Below are 2,748 nucleotides of genomic sequence, written 5' to 3' on the forward strand. Positions count from 1 at the left end.
ACCGGGGCCGGAGCGCTCCGCCGGCCCCGTCCGGCCCGGATCCAGGGTCAGGAGCCGTCCGGCCCGAGTCCGGAGTCAGGTGCCGTCCGGCCCGAGTCCGGGGTATCAGGAGCCGTCCGGCCCGAGTCCGGAGTCAGGAGCCGTCCGGCCCGGGCCCGGGCTCAGGAGCCCTGGGCGACGGCGTCCAGGTGCGGCAGGTGGTGGTCCATCCGCTCCCGCTTGGTCCGCAGATACGTGATGTTGCTCTCGCACGGCTCGATCAGCAGCGGCACCTGCTCGGCGACCTCGATGCCGTGCCGCGTCAACGCCTCCCGCTTGGCCGGGTTGTTGGACATCAGCCTTACCGAGCGCACCCCGAGGTCGCGCAGGATCTCCGCGGCGACGCGGTAGTCACGGGCGTCGACCGGCAGGCCGAGCGCCAGGTTCGCCTCGACCGTGTCCAGGCCCTCCGCCTGCAGGGCCATCGCGCGCAGCTTGGCGAGCAGGCCGATGCCGCGGCCCTCGTGCCCCCGCAGGTAGACCACGATCCCGCTCCCCTGGGCCACCACCGCGCGCATGGCCGCCTCCAGCTGGTCGCCGCACTCGCAGTGCCGGGAGCCGAACGCGTCCCCGGTCAGGCACTCCGAGTGCAGCCGGACGAGGACGTTCTCGGCGCCGATCTCGCCGTACACCAGGGCCACTTGTTCGTCACCGCGGTCGTGGTCCAGGTATCCGATCGCCTGGAAATTCCCGTACACGGTGGGCAACGGTGCATTCACGACGCGTTCCGCACCCGAACGCCGCGGGGACTTCTTGCCGAGTACGCCGATGTTGACGCCGGTGTTTTCTGTCATGATCTGATTCCTCAACAGAGACGAAAGGCCGTGGAACGATGAGTGGTTCGGGCGCGCGGGTGGCGGCGGTCGATGTGACGGACGGCGTGCTGCCGGCGGACACCACGGAGGACGTACGGGCGCGGGGGGCGGGCGTTTCAGCACAGGTCGCCGTCCTTCCGGTCGGAAGCTTCGAGCAGCACGGCGCGTACCTCCCGCTGGCGACCGACACGCTGATCGCCTGTGCCGTGGCGCGGGAGATCGCCGCCGCGTACCCGGTGCACCTTCTTCCCCCGGTGACGGTCTCCTGCTCGCACGAGCACGCGGCCTGGCCGGGAACCGTCAGCATCTCCGCCGTGACCCTGCACGCGGTGGTCTCCGACATCGCGGCCTCGCTGCGCCGCTCCGGCGTCGGCGCGCTGGTCGTGGTCAACGGGCACGGCGGCAACTACGTGCTGGGCAACGTCGTCCAGGAGTCGTCGGCGCGCGGCGAGCGGATGGCGCTGTTCCCGGCCGCGGAGGACTGGGAGACGGCACGGGAGCGGGCCGGGGTGGTCACCTCGCTGCTCACCGACATGCACGCGGGAGAAATCGAGACCTCGATTCTGCTGCACGCTCACCCCGAATTCGTCCGCCCTGGCAACGAGTCCGCCGATTTCACCGCCGACGACCGCCGGCATCTGCTCACCGTGGGAATGTCCGCCTATACCGAGTCGGGCGTCATCGGCCGTCCTTCCCTGGGTTCGGCGGAAAAGGGAAAGGAACTGCTGGCGAGCCTGGTGGAATCCTTCGGGCCGTATTTCGCCCTGCTCACCGCGGCGGCGGAACGGAAGTAGTCCGAAGTGGCCGGCCGGCCGGGACCCGTGGGGGCGGCCCCGGCCGGCGGGCCGTCACCGGACACGGACCCGAAGGGCGCCGTGGCGGTGGGTGCGGAGGGCGTGGTGCGCAGGGTCTCGTACCAGCGCCAGACCAGGACGGCGGCGCCGGGCAGGCTCGCCACGAGGGTCAGGACGCCGTAGACGACGGCGACCGCTACTCCCGTGTCCGCGCCGAGTCCCGCCGCGCCGAACGCCCACGCGGTGACGCCCTCGCGGGGGCCGAAGCCGCCGACGTTCAGCGGCAGCCCCATGGCCACCAGTGCCAGCACCGCGAGGGGCAGCAGCACCGCGACCGGGGCGGCCGAGCCGGCGACCCGGGCCGCGACCACGAACGTGGCGAGGTGCCCCGCGAGGACGACCGCGCAGGACAGTGCGACGCCGGGCCCGCTCCGCCGGGAGGCGAGGCCGAGGCGGGCCTCGCCGAGGGTCTCGCGCAGTGCTCCGCCCCGGCGGGACGCCGGGCGGTTCATCCGGACGGCGAGCACGACGGCGAGCGCACCCGCCGCGGCCAGGGCGGCCGGCGGCGCGAAGCCGCGGACCTGGGCCCGCACCGGGGACGGCAGGGTCAGCAGGATCGCCATGCCGGTCACGGTCAGCGCGGCCTGGCCCGCGACCCGCTCCAGGACGACCGCCTTCACCCCGCGCCGTACGTCACCGGCGCTCTGCCCGTGCCGGACGGCCCGGTGCACGTCGCCGAGGATCCCGCCGGGCAGGGCCGCGTTCAGGAAGAGGGCGCGGTAGTAGTCGGCGACGGCCGGCCCGAGCGGCAGCCGCAGCCGCAGCCCGCGGGCCACCAACTGCCAGCGCCACGCGCTGAACACGGTGGTGACCACGCCGATGCCCAGCGCGGCCAGCACCGTCCCGGTGTCGATCCGGCGCAGCCCGTCGAGCAGCACCCCGGTACCGAGGCGCCACAGCAGGACGCCGACGATGACGGCACCGGTGAGCGTGCCGAGGTGGGTCCGCAGGGCCCGGGCGCGGGAACGCCGGGGAGCGCCGGACCGCACGGGGCCGTCGGCGGGGTGGACCCCGGGCCCGGCACGGGCGCGGCGCCCGCC

Annotated in this window: 2 protein-coding genes and 1 pseudogene; 1 reads left to right on the plus strand and 2 read right to left on the minus strand. The window is 74.0% G+C overall.

Annotated elements, in window-relative coordinates; genetic code table 11:
- Positions 1 to 161 precede the first annotated feature (161 nt).
- Positions 162 to 833, minus strand: a complete 672-nt coding sequence (gene ribA, locus GT045_RS11855; RefSeq protein ID WP_161334126.1) for a GTP cyclohydrolase II — start codon at positions 831 to 833, stop codon at positions 162 to 164.
- Between the two features lie 38 nt (positions 834 to 871).
- Here ribA and GT045_RS11860 point away from each other — a divergent pair, with 38 nt between their 5' ends.
- On the plus strand, positions 872 to 1,648 hold the full coding sequence (locus GT045_RS11860; RefSeq protein WP_161334127.1) for a creatininase family protein: 777 nt from the start codon (positions 872 to 874) through the stop codon (positions 1,646 to 1,648).
- Positions 1,649 to 1,854: 206 nt separating this feature from the next.
- Here GT045_RS11860 and GT045_RS39615 read toward each other — a convergent pair.
- Positions 1,855 to 2,697 (minus strand): annotated as a pseudogene (locus tag GT045_RS39615) (lysylphosphatidylglycerol synthase transmembrane domain-containing protein); the annotation flags it as partial.
- Positions 2,698 to 2,748 lie beyond the last annotated feature (51 nt).

This window comes from Streptomyces sp. SID486 (genome assembly GCF_009865385.1).
GTDB lineage: Bacteria > Actinomycetota > Actinomycetes > Streptomycetales > Streptomycetaceae > Streptomyces.

What these genes read in the sequence shown, in the direction of transcription:
- ribA (WP_161334126.1), bottom strand. Translation starts at nt 833, where the DNA reads ATGACAGAAAACACCGGCGTCAACATCGGCGTACTCGGCAAGAAGTCC.
- GT045_RS11860 (WP_161334127.1), top strand. Translation starts at nt 872, where the DNA reads ATGAGTGGTTCGGGCGCGCGGGTGGCGGCGGTCGATGTGACGGACGGC.